This window comes from Campylobacter concisus, assembly GCF_902460715.1.
GTDB lineage: Bacteria > Campylobacterota > Campylobacteria > Campylobacterales > Campylobacteraceae > Campylobacter_A > Campylobacter_A concisus_AK.
Genome location: NZ_CABPUX010000002.1, coordinates 180,181 through 197,874 on the forward strand (window position 1 = coordinate 180,181; position 17,694 = coordinate 197,874).

The following is a 17,694-nucleotide window of genomic DNA, read 5'->3' on the forward strand; positions in this document are numbered from 1 at the left end:
TTAACAAATTATAAATTTTCGAAACTAATTGTAAATGCAACGTGGTTTTCATCCACATTTTTAGCAAAGATTAGGGCGTTATTTTTGCGAGCGATTAGCTGGCTCATATATAGCCCAAGCCCACTACCGCTCTCTTTTGTGCTAAAGTGTGGCTCAAAGATGACCTTTAAAAATGAATTTTTTATCGCTCCTGCGTTATTTTGCACGCATAAATTCTTGCGATTATCTTTTAAAAAGGCGCTTATCTTTATCACTCTTGGCTTTGTGTAGCTTTGCTTAAATGCGTCTTTTGCGTTGTTTATGATGTTTATTAGAATTTGGATTATCTCATTAAAATTTGCAAATAGTTCAAAATTTTCTCTCACATCAAGCTGCACTTCGATCTGATACTTTTTAAGCGTTGCGTTTAAAATTTTTATCGTTTGATTTATCACTTCAAGCACCTTAAACTCTTTTCTCAAGGTATTTGGACTAAAGAAATTTTTAAAGTCATCAACGGTTTCTGACATGAAATTTATCTGTTTGCTTGTCTCTTCTATAAACTCATAAATTTTCGCCTCATCAAGCTTCTTTCGCTCCTGATAAAGCTCTAAATTTATCAAAGATGAGCTTATCTGAGCAAGCGGCTGCTTCCACTGATGCGAGATATTGCCTATCATCTCGCCCATCGAAGCTAGGCGGCTTTGATGTATCATCAGCTGCTCAGTCTGCTTTTTGCTCTCCTCACCACGCCTGTGCATCTTATAAACAAGTAGCAAAAATAGTCCAAAGATGACGCTTATAGCGCACATTATGACGATGACCTCTTGCAAATGGTAGGTAAAAATGGCGCGGATTGGTATCTTAAAAGAGATCATCGCGACCGTTTCGTTCACGTCTGGGATCTCTATGCCCTCCATGCCGTATTTTTCTAGCATTTGTTGTGGGGCGTTTGCGCTGCTATGACAGGCTAGACAGCTTGGACTTTGGTTTTTTATAGGCAGACCCACAAAGAGCTGTGAGCCATTTTCATCTTTTATTATCTTTACAAATTCTTTAAATTTATTCTCTTTAAAGCCGTGCAAGACGCCAGCTTCAAATTCATTTGGCTCGTGAGCTTTATTTAGCGGAGCGATGGCAACTAGCTTGTAGTCAAATTCAAGGTTGTATTTTTTCTTTTGGATATTGTAAATTTCACGGCTTATATATGAAGATGATAGAAGTCTCTCGTCAAAAAAGTCCTCTTTTAAGATGCCCTGCTCTTTTAACTGCTCGATTAGCGGGCGCTGAACTCCAGCGATGTACTCTCTTACTGAATTTATGCCCTCCAAAACATAATACGCCTCTTTTTTGGCGTCCTTCATCGCAAGATCGTTGTAGAAATTTAAAACAAGTGCCGAAACTAGCAGATAGACAAAGATAAAAGCACCGACTATTAGCTGAAATTTATATCTCACAAAGATAGCCCACGCCGTATAAATTTTTGATCACATCTTTGCCAAGCTTTCTTCTAAGCTCTTTTACGATCGTTTTTATCGCCTCTTTTGTGGGCTGCTCGTAGTCCCAGATATAGTCAAAAATTTGCTCATAAGTGATAGTTTGGTTTTTGTTGTTTAAAAAGTACTCCAAAAGCTTGCTCTCGCTCTTGCTTAGATGAGAAATTTCGCCATTTACATAAAGCGCTTTTTTGCCAAAATCATACTCAAGCTCGTCATTTAGCCTGATAGTTGGTGTGCGTCCAACTAGCTCAAACGCCACATCTTCAAGCGCTTTAACAAAAGATTTTTTATCGTATGGTTTTGCAAGGTATCTTGTGATCTTTAGCTCAACGGCTCGCCACAGATATTCTTGCTCGACGTGGCTTGATAATATCACGATAGGGATTTTTTGATTGATAGCTCTTACTTTTTTAGCGATCTCAAGACCATCGATATTTGGCACGCTGATATCAAGCACTAGCACGTCATACGCCCCACTCATTGCAAGCTCAAGCGCATCAAAGCCGTCTGTGACGCCTTTAACCTCTGCGAAAAAGAGCTCCAGCGAGGCACAGATATTTCGCAAAATCGCCTCTTCGTCCTCTAGGCAAAGGACCTTTTTGTTTGATAAAACATCTAAAATATCATACTCTTGCATACGTCATCTCATCTCTTAAGCCAAAAAGCCGACTTAAATAACACAAAATAAAAATTATTTCATAAATTTACATCATGATCGTAAGCTTAAAGTAAAAAATCAGCTTGCTACTTAAGCGATAAATTTAAAAGAGAAAGTTAAATTTAGCCAAAGATTTGGCTAAATTTATCAGGTTCTAAATTTTGAAAGGCTAGTGTTTAGATTATCAGTCATCTTTGAAAGATGAGCGGCTGCTAGTGAGATTTCATCCATGCTTTTTGAGTTTTGTTTTGAAATTTCATCGATATTTACGATGCCTTTTATCAGCTCTTCGACCTTATTTCCAGTCTCTAGATAGTCCTTCGTAGAGGTCTCATTTAAGCTAACGCTCTCGTTCATTAGCTGGTTCATATTTTCTATTTTTTCATTTATCTGGGCTGATTTTTTGCAAAGCTCGCCAGCTTTTTTAGCATTATCACCGATGGTTTGGCTTGAGTTTGAGATCGCTTCAACGATTAAATTTATAGTCGCATTTATCTCGCTTAGGCTATTTTGCGTGCGTTCAGCTAGCTGCCTAACCTCATCAGCCACGACTGCAAAGCCACGTCCATGCTCTCCTGCACGAGCAGCTTCTATGGCGGCATTAAGGGCAAGTAAATTTGTCTGATCAGCGATGTCGTCGATGATATTTAAGACATCTTTTACATTTTTAGCTTGATCAGCTAGGCTTTTCATCGAGCTAGCGAGTGAAATTTCGCTATTTGCAGCCTCATCTACATTTTTACTAAGCCCCAAAACATCGTTTGAAACTTCATTTATATATAGACAGGTTCTTTCGAGATTTTCTTTACTCTTCTTAGCCTCTTCAAATGAGCTCTTTATCTCTTCTGACATGGTTTTTGCCATGTTTGTCGTATCTGTGACGATTAGCGAAGATTTGTTGGTTAAATTTGTAGTTTGAGCTGATGTTGAAGAGAGCTGCTCGGCGATAGAAGAGTTCTCATGCGCTAAGCCTTTAACACTCTCTATAACAGATCTTAGCTCGCTTGTTAGATCATTTATCGAGCTTTTGATGTTTGAAATTTCATCTTTACCACTAACTTCAAGCTTTTTAGTAAGATCACCTCTGCCACTTTTTATCTCATCTGACATCTCGGTTAAATTCGCAACGATATTTTTTATAGGTTTGATGATCGCTCTACTTAAGATAAATAGCACGACAGCTATCAAAACAACCGTGATCAAGGCGCAAGCGATGATAAAGGTTTTTGTATTTTGGCTATTTTGCTCGTTTAACACGACCTTTGTCTTTTCTATCTCGTCCGCCAAGTCATCGACATATACGCCGCTTCCTAGCATCCATTTATATGGCTCAAAATTTGCAGCATAGCCAAGCTTCTCCACTGGCTCCTGCCCCTCTTTTTTCGCCCAGCCAAATGTGACAAATCCGCCACCTTGTTTAGCCTTTTCGATGAGCTCTTTTATAAGAAGTAGCCCTTTTGGATCTTTTAAGCCGATTAAATTTTTACCCACAAGCGATGGCTTTTCAGGGTGCATCAAAACAACGCCATTGTAGTCGTAGATGAAGATATAGCCAGTCTTGTCGCTAAAGAATTTTAGCTTTGAGACGACTCTAAAAATTTCTTTTTTTATCTCATCGTCGCTTAGCCCTTTTTCTTTGCCGCCATTGTAAATTTCACGCATCATTTGATTGATCGTCTCGACGTCATCTCTTAAATTTTCTTTTCTGGCATTTACCAGCTCGTCGTAGGACTTATGGGTGAAAAACTGAGTTAGATCGCTTGAAAATTTGCTATTTAAAAAGATGAGCAAACAGCTGACAAGCAAAACTGAAAAAACAAAAGTGAGAATTATCTTTGTAGATATTTTCATAGCACACATCCTTGCATTTTGGGATCTCCTAAAAATTGCGTGCCATTTTATACATTCAAATCTTAATTATAAATTAACTTTTAAAATTTAAGAAAAAAAGAGAAAATTTGATGAGAGAATTTACTCAAAGCCCAAAATAACGAATAAGTTACAAATATTATTATTTTAAGCTTTGAGCGTAAAATTTAGTAGCTTTTAGTTGCCTCTGCTTCCAGGCTTAATCGCCTTGCTACCACTCTTGCAAAGCGGACAGTGCTCTGGCTCGTAAATTTCAAATTCAAAATTCCCCAAAGCAAAAAATGGCTTATCACTTGGCAGTTTTGCATTTACTTTAGCTTCATTGCCCAAATTTGCAACCTTACAAAAGCCGCGGTTTGCAAGTGCCGCAAAGCCAACCACCTCGCCGCCAAGGCTCTCTATCACGTGGGCTGCTTCAAGTGCCGAGCCACCAGTTGTGATGATGTCTTCACAAACTATAAATTTCTCGCCCTTTTTCACCTCAAAGCCACGCCTTAGGCTCATCACCCTATCAACGCGCTCTGTAAATATAAAGCGCTTTTTCGCCGCGCGAGCTAGCTCATATCCAGCTAAAATTCCACCAAGTGCTGGTGAGCAAACGCTATCAAATTTAATGCCAAATTTCTCTATCACAGTGGCAAGCTCATCTGCTAGCTTTGCCGCAAGTGCTGGGTCTTCAAGCACCTTTGCACTTTGCAGATAAAACTGCGAGTGGTTGCCGCTACTTAGCAAAAAGTGCCCCTCTAAATACGCCCCAGCGTCCTTATAAATTTTCTCTAAATTCATCGCTTTTTCCTTTTAAAATTTGCCAAAAATCTTAACACATACCCACTTAAGCCACTCTTTTTAAAATTTAATAAGCCCCGCCCTTGTATAATTCTTGCACTCATACAAAAAGGACACTCATGCTTCTCTTTAACCCTGTTGTTTTTAGCATTTTGGTGATGACGGTGCTATGTTTGCTACGTTTTAACATCCTACTTTCTATCCTCATCTCAGCACTTGTTGCTGGAGTTATGTATAAGCATGGTTTTAGTGGATTTGAAAGTGGTTTGGCAAGCGGTTTTGAGAGCTTTTTTACGGCCCTAAAAGAGACCACGCAAAGCCTCATAAGCGGCATGCAAGGCAACCTTGAGACCTCACTTAGCTACATCTTACTAGGTGCTCTTGCAGCTGCCATTGCAAATACAAATTTAACAGCCATTTTGATAAATGCAATGAGTAAATTTCTTAGCTCAAATAAGGTCATTTTTACGCTAACTATCGCATTTATCGCTTGCTTGTCTCAAAACTTGATCCCAGTTCATATAGCCTTTATACCTATCTTGATCCCGCCACTTCTTGCTCTTATGAATAAGATGGGTATAGATAGACGTGCGGTGGCTTGCGCTCTTACATTTGGCCTACAAGCGCCTTATGTGAGCCTTAGCGTTGGCTTTGGTCTGCTTTTTCACAATATCCTTAAAAAAGAGCTAGCAAACAACGGCATAAATACAACTATCTCAGATATCTCATCAGTCATGTGGATAGGTGGAGCTTCGATGTTTGTAGGGCTCATCTTGGCCATACTTTTTTATAGTAAAAAAAGGATTTATAAAACTTCTAAATTTGAAAAAGCCGAGCTTGATGAGATAGAGCGCGCAAAGAGCCTTGAGATGACTAAAAAAGAGTGGGCAGTCTTAGCTGGTGCTGTTGTCGCCTTTGTCGTGCAAATTTATACTTCGCTCTTGCCACTTGGCGCGCTACTTGGACTTTTGGTTATGGTCGTTTTTGGCGGAATAGAATATAAAAAAGTAGATAAGATCATGGATAATGGCCTTGCTATGATGGGCTTTATCGCATTTATCATGCTTGTTGCTGCGGGATATGGCACCATTTTAAGAGAGAGTGGCGGCATAGACGAGCTTGTAAAATACGCCAGCTTGGTCTCTGGCGGCAAGATAGGCGGAGCGCTTTTGATGTTACTTATAGGACTTCTTGTGACGATGGGCATAGGCACTAGCTTTGGTACTATCCCTATCTTAGCCTCTATCTATGTGCCACTTTGCCTTAGCCTTGGCTTTGGTGTGCCAGCTATCATCTTGCTAGTTGGTATAGCAGCGGCTCTAGGCGACGCTGGAAGCCCAGCAAGCGACAGCACACTTGGACCAACGAGCGGTCTAAATGCTGATGGTGAGCACAACCACATATATGATACTTGTGTGCCTACATTTATATTTTTTAATATCCCACTAATCATTGGTGGCGTCGTAGGAGCCATGATACTTGGATAAATGTGTTAAAATCATTAAAAAATTTAAAGGAAAATGCGATGCAAACAAATATTGATTATGCAAAATACGAGACTATGACACGTAAAGCATTGTTTAATTCTCTTGAAAAAGAAGAAAAAAAACTAAATTCATTGCAAGATACTTTAAAAAAACAATCAGAACTAATCCTTTATCTTAAAAAAAAGATAAAAAGTAAACTTGATGAGCCAAAAGATTATGAACTTTTAAAGTCTCCAAGCATAAAAAAACTCGATATAGAATTTAAAAAACTCTCAAAAGCAGAGCAAGAAGCACTAATAGCTGAAGTTAAAACTGAAATGGGCGTTTAGTGTATAAAATAGTCATTAAGCGCTCTGCTGACAAGCAACTAGATAAAATTTCAAAAGGTGATCTAAGAGCAGCTCTAAAAATACGTACCTTTCTAAAAGAGCTCGAAAAAGTAGAAAATCCTTTTGCAACAAATAACGCAGAAAAGATGCAAGGCTATGATGATCGCTGGCGTTGGAGAGTTGGCATACATTACCGCATAATAGGGCTTAAGCAAGATGAAATTTTAACTATTGAGATAATAGAAATTTCATCACGAGAAAAAGCATATTAAAAAATACAATCTATAAAAATTTTCAATTTTTTCTCTTTTTGCCGATATAAATTTTGGAACATCTTTTGCTTTAGAAAGATCATAAAAAATTTTAAAACGAGAAAAAGGATAAGCTCATGATGAGATCACTTTGGTCTGGTGTTTCAGGCCTACAAGCCCACCAGATAGCCATAGACGTAGAAGGCAACAATATCGCAAACGTCAATACCTATGGTTTTAAATACAACCGCGCAAATTTTGCTGATATACTAAGCCAAACTCCAAGAGTTGCTACCGCTCCACAAGGTCAGCTAGGCGGTCAAAACGCTATGCAAATAGGTCTAGGAACGACTATAAACTCAACTACAAGAATTTTCTCACAAGGTACACTAACAGCTACTGACAAGCAAACCGACCTTGCTCTTCAAGGAAATGGCTTCTTCGTCGTATCTCCAGATGGCGGAACGACAAGATACTACACAAGAAACGGCGATTTCGTCCGTGATAAGGCTGGTAACTTTGTAAATAATAGCGGTTATATCGTTCAAGGCTGGACTAGAGATGAAGAGACTGGCACTATCGACTCAACAGGCCCTATAAGCAACATCGTCATCAAAAAAGGTCTTACAACTCCAGCAAGAGCAACAACAGAAGTTAAAATAAAAGGCAACCTCGACTCAGGTAACAGCATCGGTCAAAGAAGCACACCTATTTACGCTCTTGACTCAGTTGCTGGCGGACGTGATTTTAATAATGATGAAATTTTAAATGCCAACGAAGTTCATAACGAAAACGATACAAACAACGATGAATTTTATACAAACTCAAGAAACGAGCAAATTTTAACAGAGCGTGGTGTTGATCTTGGCGTTACATTTGACGAGCTTGGAAACGGTCTTGCACTAAGAGATGGACAAGGCATATGGGTAAGCTACGCAAATGCTAAAACTGAGAAATTTAGCATAGGAAGTCCTGAATCTCAAACAATTGGTAAGATAGATCCAGCAAAAACACTTGATATCACAATAAATGGCACAACTATTAAATCCCAAGATCATACTATGACAAGTATCAGTGACGTTGCCGCTGCTATCAACGCTCAGTATAATAAAACTGGCGTTAGGGCTGAAATTTCAGAGGGTAATAAGCTAACACTTATAAATAGAAATAACTTAGGCACAACCGAAGAGACAAAAAATATTCACTTAGTGGTAAATGCTGGAAATACGGTTGGCGGTCTAGCTAGCAAAGATATCATCACAGCTTATCAATATGTCTATACAAGCTCACAAACAACAGCTGTTCACCCAAATAACGACAAGATCGCAAGACAGATCACTACAACAGAAGATCTTCGTGCTGCTATGCAAGAGGATGCCAGAAACCATGTTGATTATAATGGTGATGGGAATATTGTTAATGTAAAAACATCAGATGAGATGGCAGAAAAACTAAGAGCCGCACAAGAGGCTGAAACAAAAGCTATACAAGAGAAAACAACTACTAGGACAGAGGCCGATAATGCAAACAATGCTGCACAAAATGCAGAACAAGATGCTAGAACAAAGAATGTTACTGCCACGAATGCTATACTTGCATTAAATGCCGCTATAGCTGCTGCCGGTGCTGCCGCTGGTGCACCAGGTCAAGCACTTATAGATGCAGTAAATGATGCTATGGCAAAAGCAGATGCAGCATCAAGAGCTGCTATGGATGCTATAAACAAAGCAAATTTAGTTGCAACATCTAGAAATGCAACAGCTGCCGAAACAGCTGCAGCAAATGCTGCAGCACAAGCTGCAGTAGTAGCTGCAAAAACTGCCAATGATAATCTAATTACTGCAATAGATAATGTAGTATTTGCAGGTGGTGCAGGTGGTGCTGCGGCTGGCATAGCAGCATTAAGGACAGCAGCAGAAACAGCCATAAAAGATGCAAACGAGGCTGCAAACGAGGCTGCAAAAAAAGTAAAAGATGCAAACGAGGCCGCTCAAAAGGCAGCCACTGCTTTAAATAATGCAAATGAGGCTGTAAAAAATCGTGTAATGATACAAGAAAATATGGATGAACTAAATAGAGCAATCGGCGATGAAGCAAAAAAAGCACTAATGAAAAAGATGACAGATCTAAACGACGGAGTAAAAATAACAGTAAATAAACTAGGTCAATTTCAATTAGAAAACCCAGCGAGCGATAATGCCGACCAAGCCCTATATATGACGATTACTGGTTTAACAAAGCCAGCAGAAAATGCTAATACAGCAGCTATAAATGAAAATGTTAGACTTACAACAATGATGAAAGCACTTGATGGCGCACTAAGCCCAGGTCAAGCACTAAGAGCAAGCGGCAAGATGATGATGTCAAGCCACGGCTCAACAGCTGAAATCTTTGACTCACTTGGCTCAAAACACACTGTTAGTATAAAATGGGCAAAGACAGGCACTACAAAAGATGGCGGAACTGAGTGGAATATGATCATCCAAGTGCCAGAGCCTGCTAAGATAAACTACACAGGTGAAGGTCCAGACAACGTCGTAACTGGCTCATTAAGATTTAACTCAAACGGCTCACTCGCTAGCTTTCACCCAGCTACGATAACATTTTCAGCTAACAACGGCTCACAAAGTGGTCAAAATGTTAGTTTAAATTTTGGCTTGGGAACTGATTTTAACGGATTAACAAGCTTTGATAAAGACTCTTCAACTGAGTCTATCTCACAAGATGGCTACACAGGTGGCACGCTAAATGACCTAAAGATCGACGAAACTGGCACTATCATCGGTGCATTTACAAACGGACAAAGCTTTGGTCTAGCTCAAGTTGCACTTGCTAGCTTTACAAACAACGAGGGTCTTCAAAGTGAGGGCGGAAACGTCTTTTCACAAACTGCAAACTCAGGCGAAGCAGTCATCGGCGCAGCAGGCACAGGCGATAAAGGAACGATCGCGGCTTCAAAACTAGAAGCTAGTAACGTCGATCTAAGCCGTGCGCTAACAGATCTTATCGTCATCCAAAGAGGCTTTCAAGCAAACTCAAAAACGATCACGACAAGTGACGAGATGTTAAACACACTTCTTCAACTAAAACAATAATCATAAAGGGGGCGCTCGCTCCCTTTTAAATTTACAAATAAAATCAGCCTTCTTTTTGTAAAATGCTAAAAAATTTCACAAAAAGAGAAAATATGCAAGTAACACTTCTAAATCACACCCCACTAAATATCTGCTCTCACGCGATCCGCACATGCTGGCAAAGCTTTGAAAAAGGCGACAATGGCGGCGAAAAAGACGTCGAGCTGATAGATAGAGTGGGTAATAAATTTAAACACGCTTCAACGCTGGAGCATCTTTACTACAACTTCTACATCCAAGGCATCTCGCGCGCACTACTTCAAGAGCTAGCCCGCCACCGATTGGCAAGCCTAAGCGTCAAATCAACCCGCTACACGCTAAAAGAGCTAAAAAAAGAGGAGAAATTTGAAGTAGGGCAGTTTGAGCGTGCGGCTAAATTTATCGTGCTAACAAATGACGAAATGGTCGATAACGCGAGCATAAAAGCGCTTGAAAATTTACGTGAAATTTTAGCTTCAACTACAAAAAGCCTTGATATAGTTAAATACTGCTTGCCAGAGTGCTATAAAACTGAGCTTACATGGAGCATAAACGCTAGAAGCTTGCAAAATTTCATCTCTCTAAGAAGCTCAAAGTCAGCCCTTTGGGAGATAAGAAATTTAGCAAATGCTATCTACGATGCCTTGCCAAATGAGCATAAATTTATCTTTGAGAAGTGCTTGCCAGATGATGAGGGTTAAAATTAAGTGTAAAACAGCACCAAAGTATAAATTTAAAAAGTATTCTAATATCTTTTAAAAATATCTTGGTGCCTGCCTATTTTAAAAAGCTTTAAAATTTCATCATCTCTTTGATAAATTATTACCAAATCTCCAAAAACGTGGCACTCTCTAAATTCTTTTAAATCATCAGCTAATTTTTCATCATTTTGTAGTTGAAAAACCACCTTTGAAATCGCTTTTTCATCCCATCCTTGCTTTAAAACTAACTTCAAATCCTTTTTATAAGTGCTAAAAATTTCTAAAATTCTCATCAATGATTTTCTTGTTTTATTTCATTGATCAAGTCATCATGGTTTTTGTAAAATCCAACACTTTTTGCGTTTTTTAGATCAAGCAATGTCTGCTCTGTCGGTATCTCTTGCTCTTTTGAACTATTGACATACTTGATTTTATATTTTGGATCCATAGCTTGTGCCATCGCTTTAAATGCCTCAATAGCTTTTTGACTGATATTATCGCCTATTATTGTTATTGTTTGCATAGTATGCCCTTTTTGTTTTTTGGGGATTATATCATTTTTTGTTTTATTGCGTTTTTTGTCTAAATTTACTTTTTCAAAACGTAAAGAAGTTCGTCTACGTGGATGTTTCTAGCTTTTAAATTTCTGCTGCCGCGGTAGGCATTATATTTTTGGCGAAGTAGATGAACTTTTCCCATTTTATTTAGGTTTTTATCAAATTCATCTTGGTTTATAAAGCCCTCTGAGTTAAACGAGATAAGCACAAATTTCGCCTTTAAATTTGCTATCAACTCGAAAAATGCCTCGCTTGCTGATGACTTTTTATTAAAAACTGATCTGTTCCAGTCCTTTGAGATGCCTGAAACCTTTGAAATTTTACTTGGCTCAGTGTAGCTTGCGATGAGATTTAGCATGAAGTAGTTTGAGCCGTATGGATGCTGGTTATAAGGTGGGTCAAGATAGACTAGATCAAGGCCGCTAATCTCTTTTGCTAGCAAATTTGCGTCCTTTTGATAGACCTCAAATGGCACGCTAAAATTTGAAAAAATTGGCTTAGTCAAATTTATATCAGAGGTGATCCTTGAGATGGCATTTTGCCCCTGTCCTCCAAACTGGCCAACCCCCTCTTTATTTTTATGAAAGCCCTTAAAAACACCGCTCGTGTTTGCATGCACGCTTGCATTATAAAGTAGTGGAGCTATGAAAAATTTTCTCATCTCCTCTGGCAAGAGCTCACCTATGAGCCTTCTTGCGGTGTCAATGAATATGGCATTTTTTCTTGTGTAAAAGACCCGCTCGCCCCAAGCGATATTTTCGTCATTTTGCGGGGCATAAAGCCTTGTTATAAAGCCCTCAGAAAGGTTTTCTTCTATCTCTTTTTCAAGCTTTTTTTGCCAGAAATTTATCTCATCTCTTAGCTCATTTGTGGCGTTTTGCAGGTAGCATGAGTTTGTGATAAAGCTATAAAGCTCCAAGTCGTTGGCAACGAGAAATTCGCTATTTTGCTTTAAAAACCTAGCTACCACGCCGCTTCCGCTAAAGAGGTCGCAGCAGCTAAGCTTCTCTTTTTTTAGCTCATCTTTTGCGTGTTTTACGCCTTGTTCGATAAAGCCTAAAAGCGAGCGTTTGTTACCAAGATAGGTTAAAATTTGCTCTTTTAGATAGGCTTGATTTTCTTGTTTTACTGGTTTCAAATCAGTGCTTTTTTAGTCCCATAGCATCAACGTCAAGCTTGATCTCTTCGTTGTTTATGATGACTAGACCCTGATCTAGAATTTTCTTTGCTATGGCGTGTGCTTCATCAAGTGAGTGCATCTTGTAAGTGCCACATTGAAATTTATTTAGCTCTGGAATTTGATCTTGATCTTTGACTTCTAAGATGTCCTTCATAGAGGCTAGCCATGCCTTTTTTACAGCTTCTTCGCTAGGTATGCCAATTACGCTCATATAAAAGCCAGTTCTGCAACCCATCGGCGAGATGTCTATGATCTCCACGCCGTTGCCATTTAAATGGTTTCTCATAAAACCAGCAAATAGGTGTTCTAAAGTGTGAGTGCCTTTTTCTGGCAAAATTTCCTCATTTGGCTTGCAAAATCTCAAGTCAAAAACGCTGATATCATCGCCCTTTGGGGTCTTCATACTCTTTGCTAGTCTAACTCCTGGGGCTTGCATTTTTACATGATCTACGCAAAAACTATCAAGTAGTGGCATATATTCTCCTTTAAATTTTTGGTAATTTTAGCGTAAAAAAGATTTAAAAATTTAAAGGCCCACATAAATTTACATGAGCCTAGTAGTATTTTTGGGTATTAAAATTTATTTTTTCTAACGTCTGTTAGTATGACTTTTGCCATACCGTCTATCTCGCTAGTTACGTCGTTTGTGTTACTAACAACGCTTCTATTTTCTTTTGTGACGTTATCTATCTGAGCAACACTTCTATTTATCATATTTATGCCCTCAGCTTGCTCTTTTATAGATTCGCTCATCTCGTTGATTGATTGAGCCAATACATTTGTATTTGCTTCTATCTCGCCTAGAGATTTTTGTGTGCGCTCAGCTAGCTTTCTAACCTCATCAGCCACAACCGCAAAGCCACGTCCATGCTCACCTGCACGAGCAGCTTCTATGGCGGCATTTAGAGCTAGTAAATTTGTCTGATCAGCGATGTCACGGATGATGACGATGATATTTTTGATCTCATCACTTTGTCTTATGACGTCCCCTGTCTTTTGTGAGATAGCATTCATCGAGCTACTCATCTGCTCAACCGCAGCCGCGCTCTCTTGGATAGAGTCAGCTTGTTTGCTAGCACCATCAGTTAAATTTCTCATAGACTCAGCAAGCATAGTTGCTTTTTCTTCTAAAATTTGAGCTTGATTTAGGTTGCTATTTAGCATAGCGCTTATAGCATCACCTGCATTATTTATGCCAACTATCATAGCTTTTAGATCAGCCTCTATGTCATCTCTTAGTTCGATCTTAGCGGTGTAGTCATTATTTGAGTATGCTTTTAGGATATTTATGACGCTGCCTAAATTTTGACTGATAGAGCTAAAGAAGGTATTTAGCAGATCTTTTAGCTTGATAAGCGATGGGTTATTTGGATTCTCACTTAGTTTGACGCCTAAATTTCCTCTTATCATGTTATTTGCAGCTACATTTAGCTCTTCAAGCATGGTGTTATCTTTCTTGATGCCAGCTATGACTTTGTCTATGTTTTTGTTTATCTCTTGGCTCATCACGCCAAATTCATCAGTCGTGTGGATATCTAGCTTGCTTGGGGCGGTGCTGCTCTCGTAAGTGATAAATTTAAATGTATCAGAGAGCTTCTCTTGGATAACTCCGATAGGTTTAAGTGAGCGTTTTAGTAGCACGAAAACAATAGCTGAGAGTATGACTATAAAGAGCACTGCAAGCATTAGCTGAGCTTTTAAGATAGGCATAGTATGGTTTGAAAAGGTATCCGCACCTATGGCAACGGTTGCAAGCCAGCCATCATCGTTGATAGGTAAAATTTTAGCCGTTACATCTTGGTTTTTAGAGTTTTTATATGAGATCAGACCATTTTCGTCAAATTCTTTATTGGCATATTTTTCTGAGACGACCTTTGTAGCTGGTAAGATAGTGCCAACCTCTGAAGCTACGTCAGAAAAGAGCATAGTGCCATCTTTTCTCATCACATAAGCATATCCGCCATCGCCAGTGTTGCCTATCTCGATGATCTTGTCGCTAACTTTCTTTACATCTACATCTATACCAGCAACGCCAACAAATTTACCATTTTTAGTAACTGGAGCGGTGAAAGTTACAACAAGATCATTTGTAGAAGTGATCCTTGGCTCGGTATAAATTTCTTTATTTTTCTCTTTTGTGCTCTTATACCAGCCTCTAGTTCTTGGGTCGTAGTTATCAGCTACGGTTGTTCTTTTACCATCTGATTGGAAGAAGTGTCCATCCTCATCGCCGTAATAGACATATTTCACCGCAGAGTTTGCGACCTTTTTTTCTAATAAGACAAAGTTCATTATCTCATCGCCACTTTGAGCGCCTTCAACTGCTGATGAAATTTTCTTGATATGCTCTAAATTTTCATCAAAAAAAGTGTTTGCAACACTCTTTATATCCTTAAGAACCTGATCCTCTTTGCCACTGACAAGCTCAACGATCTTGTCCTTTGAAGTAAAATAACTAACCGCAGAGATAGCACAAAACGAGATGATGAGTAAGATCATCAAGGCGAGTGCTATCTTATTTGTGATAGACCTAAACACCTATGCTCCTTTAAATTTTGTTTGAAATCTATTTGCAAAACAAAATCGGAGCAAAAGTATAAATGTTTATAGTGTTCTCATAAATTCGGTGCTGTAAATTCCTTCGATGCGTCTTTTCATATCATCATGCCAGCCATTTGTAAGAGTGGTGAGGGCGTTAAATTTCTCAAGTAAATTTAAATTTTCACTTGGCGCGTAAAAAAGTCTGTTTATCTCTAAAATGCTCATATGAACTGGGTCACTCTCTATAACCTCTATCGCGTCGCCTGCTTTGCATGAGCCTGGCGTAAGAACGCGGTAGTACCAGCCAGTAAGGCCTGTTTTGAAGATGTGAGTAGCCATATTTTCATTGCCCCATCTTTTTGAGAGCTTAAAGCATGGCTTTCTAGGCTGCGAGACTTGAAGCACAAGCGAGCCCACCTTGTGGATATCGCCCACATAGACGCAGCTCTCATCAAGCCCGTCAATACATAAATTCTCCCCCATCGCCCCATAAGCCATGTTTTTTAAACCTAAAAAGCTCTCCCACTCGGCGTAGTTTGCAAACGAATTTGCAAAGACTGCCTTTTCAGGGCCGCCGTGGTGCTTCGTATCAGCGACGCTATCGCCCTCAAAGCCAAGCTCATTTGCGAAAATTTCGCCATTTTGAGCTACTTTAAAAATAGCCGAGCTCCAAGGTAAATTTAGCTTATCAGTTGTATTTTGCGAGCCGTAGTTTTTCACGCCTCCGATTAGTAAAGCTTTTAGTGTTGCCATTTCATCCCTATCAAATTTAGTTTATTCTTAAATTATTCGCGTGAGTTAGCGCGATCGCGATAGCATCGGTGATATCAAGCGGTTTTATCTCTTTATTTATGCCTAAAATTTTTTTCACCATAAAAGCCACCTGCTCTTTGTCAGCCTTTGCCTTGCCAGTGACCGTCTTTTTCACCTGAAGCGGCGTGTATTCGGCAAAGTCGCCATGAAGCTGCAAAATTTTAAGACTAAGTGCCCCACGAAACTGAGCGAGCTTTAAGACCGTTTTTGGGTTGTAGGCAAAGAAAATGTCTTCTATCGCGACCTCGTCAAATTTATGGTTTTTAAAGATGAGATCAAGCCCCTCGCAAAGCTCTGTTATTTGGTATTGAAGCGTGTTTGGCTTTATCTTTATAAGCCCAGCTTCAAGAAGAGTAGTTTTAAATTTACTCTTTTCAAGTATCGCGTAACCGCAATTTTTCGTGCCTGGATCGATTCCTAAAATTTTCATCACAATCTTTTCAATACTTTTTCACGACTTTTTCACGCCGTGAAAAAGTTTGTCGGAGTTTAACAAAGGTTTTATTAAATTTAAGATAAAATCGCTAATAAAATTAATTACTTCAAAAGGGTTTAAATTTGCTAGCAGACGAGATTTTAGAGCTTTTACAGACAAAAATATCCGCTAATGAATTTGACTGCTACATCAAACAATTAAAATTTAACGAAAAGGCTTCAAACGAAGATTTTATAGTTTTTAACGCCACGAGTGAGTTGATGGCTAAATTTATAAAAACTAGATATGCAGAAAAGATAGCCTACCTTTATGAAGTAAAAACCGGCAAAAAACCAGAAGTCGAGATAACTAGCCAAACAAAGCTAAAAAACATAAAGCAAAACCAAGTAAATGTAAAGCAGATCAAGGCGCAAAGCAGCATTTTAAACCCTGGATATACATTTGAAAATTTTGTCTGCGGCGACTCAAATCAGTTTGCATTTCTAAACGCAAAAGCAGTCGCGGACAAGCCTGGCGTGCTTTACAACCCACTTTTTATATACGGCACAACTGGTCTTGGCAAGACGCACTTGCTTCAGTCAGTTGGCAACTACTGCCTAGATCAAGGCAAGGTCGTTATCTGCGTGACAAGCGACCAGTTTATGATTGATTTTACCACGCATCTAAATAGCCACTCGATGACTAAATTTCGTGAGAAATACCGAAACTGCGACGTTTTACTAATAGACGACGTGCAGTTTCTTGGCAAAACCGATAAAATTCAAGAGGAGTTTTTTAACACCTTTAACGAGCTCATCGCCAAAAAAGGTCAGATCGTCATGACCTCAGACCGCCCAGCAAAGATACTAAAAGGCTTTGATGAGAGGCTAAAGTCTAGGTTTGAACAAAGCATAATGGCTGATATCACGCCACCTGAGCTTGATACAAAGATAGCTATCATCATCAAAAAGTGTGAATTTGACAAAATTTATCTAAACAAAGAGGTGATCGACTACATCGCTACAAATATGGGCGATAATATCCGTGAGATCGAGGGCGCTATCATAAATTTAAACGCCTATGCAAGCTTGATGAGAGTTGAGATAACGCTTGAATTTGCTAAAAACACACTAAAAGATCTCATCAAAGAAAAACATGAAAATATAAATTTAGAGACCATTATAGAGATCGTTAGCAAAGAGCTAAATATCAAGCCAAGTGACATAAAAAGCAAGTCAAGAGTGCAAAATATCGTCGAGGCTAGACGTATCATCATCTACCTTGCGAAGATGCTTACTACAAATTCAATGCCACAAATCGCAAACTATTTTGGTATGAAAGACCATAGCGCCGTTAGTCACAATATAAAAAAGATAAACGAGCTCATGGAGAGCAACGAAATTTTCAACCTCAGAGTGACTGAGATAAAGAACAAAATTTTAACAAAAGGATAAAAACAGAATGAAATTCGTGAATAAATGTGAAGAAATGAAAAATTCTTTTCACATTTTAAACA

The 17,694-nt window shown here is 39.0% G+C and carries 16 protein-coding genes and 3 pseudogenes; 6 read left to right on the forward strand and 13 right to left on the reverse strand.

Annotated elements, in window-relative coordinates; genetic code table 11:
* Positions 1–8: 8 nt before the first annotated feature.
* The 5 genes and pseudogenes from F3G91_RS06745 to pyrE form a co-directional block, all read right to left on the reverse strand.
* A complete protein-coding gene (locus tag F3G91_RS06745) occupies positions 9–1,436 on the reverse strand; it encodes a c-type heme family protein (RefSeq protein WP_149701078.1) in 1,428 nt (475 codons plus the stop codon).
* Positions 1,426–2,115: a response regulator transcription factor gene (locus F3G91_RS06750; protein WP_002940643.1), complete on the reverse strand. Its 690-nt coding sequence runs from the start codon at positions 2,113–2,115 to the stop codon at positions 1,426–1,428. Before F3G91_RS06750 ends, F3G91_RS06745 begins: the two co-directional genes overlap by 11 nt.
* A gap of 485 nt (positions 2,116–2,600) precedes the next feature.
* Positions 2,601–2,790 (reverse strand): annotated as a pseudogene (locus F3G91_RS10725) (methyl-accepting chemotaxis protein); the annotation flags it as partial.
* 351 nt (positions 2,791–3,141) lie between these two features.
* Positions 3,142–3,996, reverse strand: a pseudogene (locus tag F3G91_RS10730) (cache domain-containing protein); the annotation flags it as partial.
* Between the two features lie 186 nt (positions 3,997–4,182).
* Positions 4,183–4,791 carry an orotate phosphoribosyltransferase gene (gene pyrE, locus F3G91_RS06760; protein WP_149701080.1) on the reverse strand — a complete coding sequence of 203 codons (609 nt, stop codon included), beginning with the start codon at positions 4,789–4,791 and terminating at the stop codon, positions 4,183–4,185.
* A gap of 119 nt (positions 4,792–4,910) precedes the next feature.
* On the opposite strand from pyrE, the gene F3G91_RS06765 reads away from it, so the two are divergent.
* The 5 genes from F3G91_RS06765 to thyX all read left to right on the forward strand — a co-directional run bounded on the left by F3G91_RS06765 (position 4,911) and on the right by thyX (position 10,672).
* Positions 4,911–6,278 (forward strand): Na+/H+ antiporter NhaC family protein, encoded by a 1,368-nt coding sequence (locus F3G91_RS06765; protein ID WP_149701081.1) that lies wholly within the window; start codon positions 4,911–4,913, stop codon positions 6,276–6,278.
* Between the two features lie 38 nt (positions 6,279–6,316).
* The gene (locus F3G91_RS06770; protein WP_021088839.1) at positions 6,317–6,607 is read left to right on the forward strand and encodes a hypothetical protein; all 291 of its coding nucleotides are present in this window, start codon (positions 6,317–6,319) and stop codon (positions 6,605–6,607) included.
* On the forward strand, positions 6,607–6,879 hold the full coding sequence (locus F3G91_RS06775) for a type II toxin-antitoxin system RelE family toxin (protein ID WP_087583355.1): 273 nt from the start codon (positions 6,607–6,609) through the stop codon (positions 6,877–6,879). Before F3G91_RS06770 ends, F3G91_RS06775 begins: the two co-directional genes overlap by 1 nt.
* A 116-nt stretch (positions 6,880–6,995) precedes the next feature.
* A complete protein-coding gene (gene flgE / locus F3G91_RS06780) occupies positions 6,996–9,953 on the forward strand; it encodes a flagellar hook protein FlgE (protein ID WP_149701082.1) in 2,958 nt (985 codons plus the stop codon).
* Between the two features lie 92 nt (positions 9,954–10,045).
* Complete coding sequence (thyX, locus tag F3G91_RS06785) at positions 10,046–10,672, forward strand: FAD-dependent thymidylate synthase (protein ID WP_103597784.1); 627 nt, start codon at positions 10,046–10,048, stop codon at positions 10,670–10,672.
* A 44-nt stretch (positions 10,673–10,716) separates the two neighbouring features.
* On the opposite strand, the gene F3G91_RS06790 is transcribed toward thyX, so the two are convergent.
* The 8 genes and pseudogenes from F3G91_RS06790 to ruvC all read right to left on the reverse strand — a co-directional run bounded on the left by F3G91_RS06790 (position 10,717) and on the right by ruvC (position 16,199).
* The gene (locus F3G91_RS06790; protein ID WP_149701083.1) at positions 10,717–10,965 is read right to left on the reverse strand and encodes a type II toxin-antitoxin system RelE/ParE family toxin; all 249 of its coding nucleotides are present in this window, start codon (positions 10,963–10,965) and stop codon (positions 10,717–10,719) included.
* Positions 10,965–11,195 (reverse strand): hypothetical protein, encoded by a 231-nt coding sequence (locus F3G91_RS06795; protein ID WP_021088739.1) that lies wholly within the window; start codon positions 11,193–11,195, stop codon positions 10,965–10,967. The genes F3G91_RS06790 and F3G91_RS06795 overlap by 1 nt, the downstream gene beginning before the upstream one ends.
* 65 nt (positions 11,196–11,260) lie before the next feature.
* The gene (locus tag F3G91_RS06800; protein WP_149701084.1) at positions 11,261–12,367 is read right to left on the reverse strand and encodes a DNA adenine methylase; all 1,107 of its coding nucleotides are present in this window, start codon (positions 12,365–12,367) and stop codon (positions 11,261–11,263) included.
* Between the two features lies 1 nt (position 12,368).
* On the reverse strand, positions 12,369–12,884 hold the full coding sequence (gene luxS / locus F3G91_RS06805) for an S-ribosylhomocysteine lyase (RefSeq protein ID WP_149701085.1): 516 nt from the start codon (positions 12,882–12,884) through the stop codon (positions 12,369–12,371).
* Between the two features lie 98 nt (positions 12,885–12,982).
* Entirely contained in the window at positions 12,983–14,119 is a 1,137-nt protein-coding gene (locus F3G91_RS10735; protein ID WP_411160733.1) for a methyl-accepting chemotaxis protein, read from the reverse strand.
* A 39-nt stretch (positions 14,120–14,158) separates the two neighbouring features.
* A pseudogene (locus tag F3G91_RS10740) lies at positions 14,159–14,908 on the reverse strand (cache domain-containing protein); the annotation flags it as partial.
* Positions 14,909–15,013: 105 nt separating this feature from the next.
* Positions 15,014–15,703 (reverse strand): MOSC domain-containing protein, encoded by a 690-nt coding sequence (locus F3G91_RS06815; RefSeq protein ID WP_149701087.1) that lies wholly within the window; start codon positions 15,701–15,703, stop codon positions 15,014–15,016.
* Positions 15,704–15,719: 16 nt separating this feature from the next.
* A complete protein-coding gene (ruvC, locus tag F3G91_RS06820; protein ID WP_103567041.1) occupies positions 15,720–16,199 on the reverse strand; it encodes a crossover junction endodeoxyribonuclease RuvC in 480 nt (159 codons plus the stop codon).
* A 122-nt stretch (positions 16,200–16,321) separates the two neighbouring features.
* Here ruvC and dnaA point away from each other — a divergent pair, with 122 nt between their 5' ends.
* Entirely contained in the window at positions 16,322–17,632 is a 1,311-nt protein-coding gene (gene dnaA / locus F3G91_RS06825; protein WP_002940543.1) for a chromosomal replication initiator protein DnaA, read from the forward strand.
* The last annotated feature ends 62 nt before the right edge of the window (positions 17,633–17,694 follow it).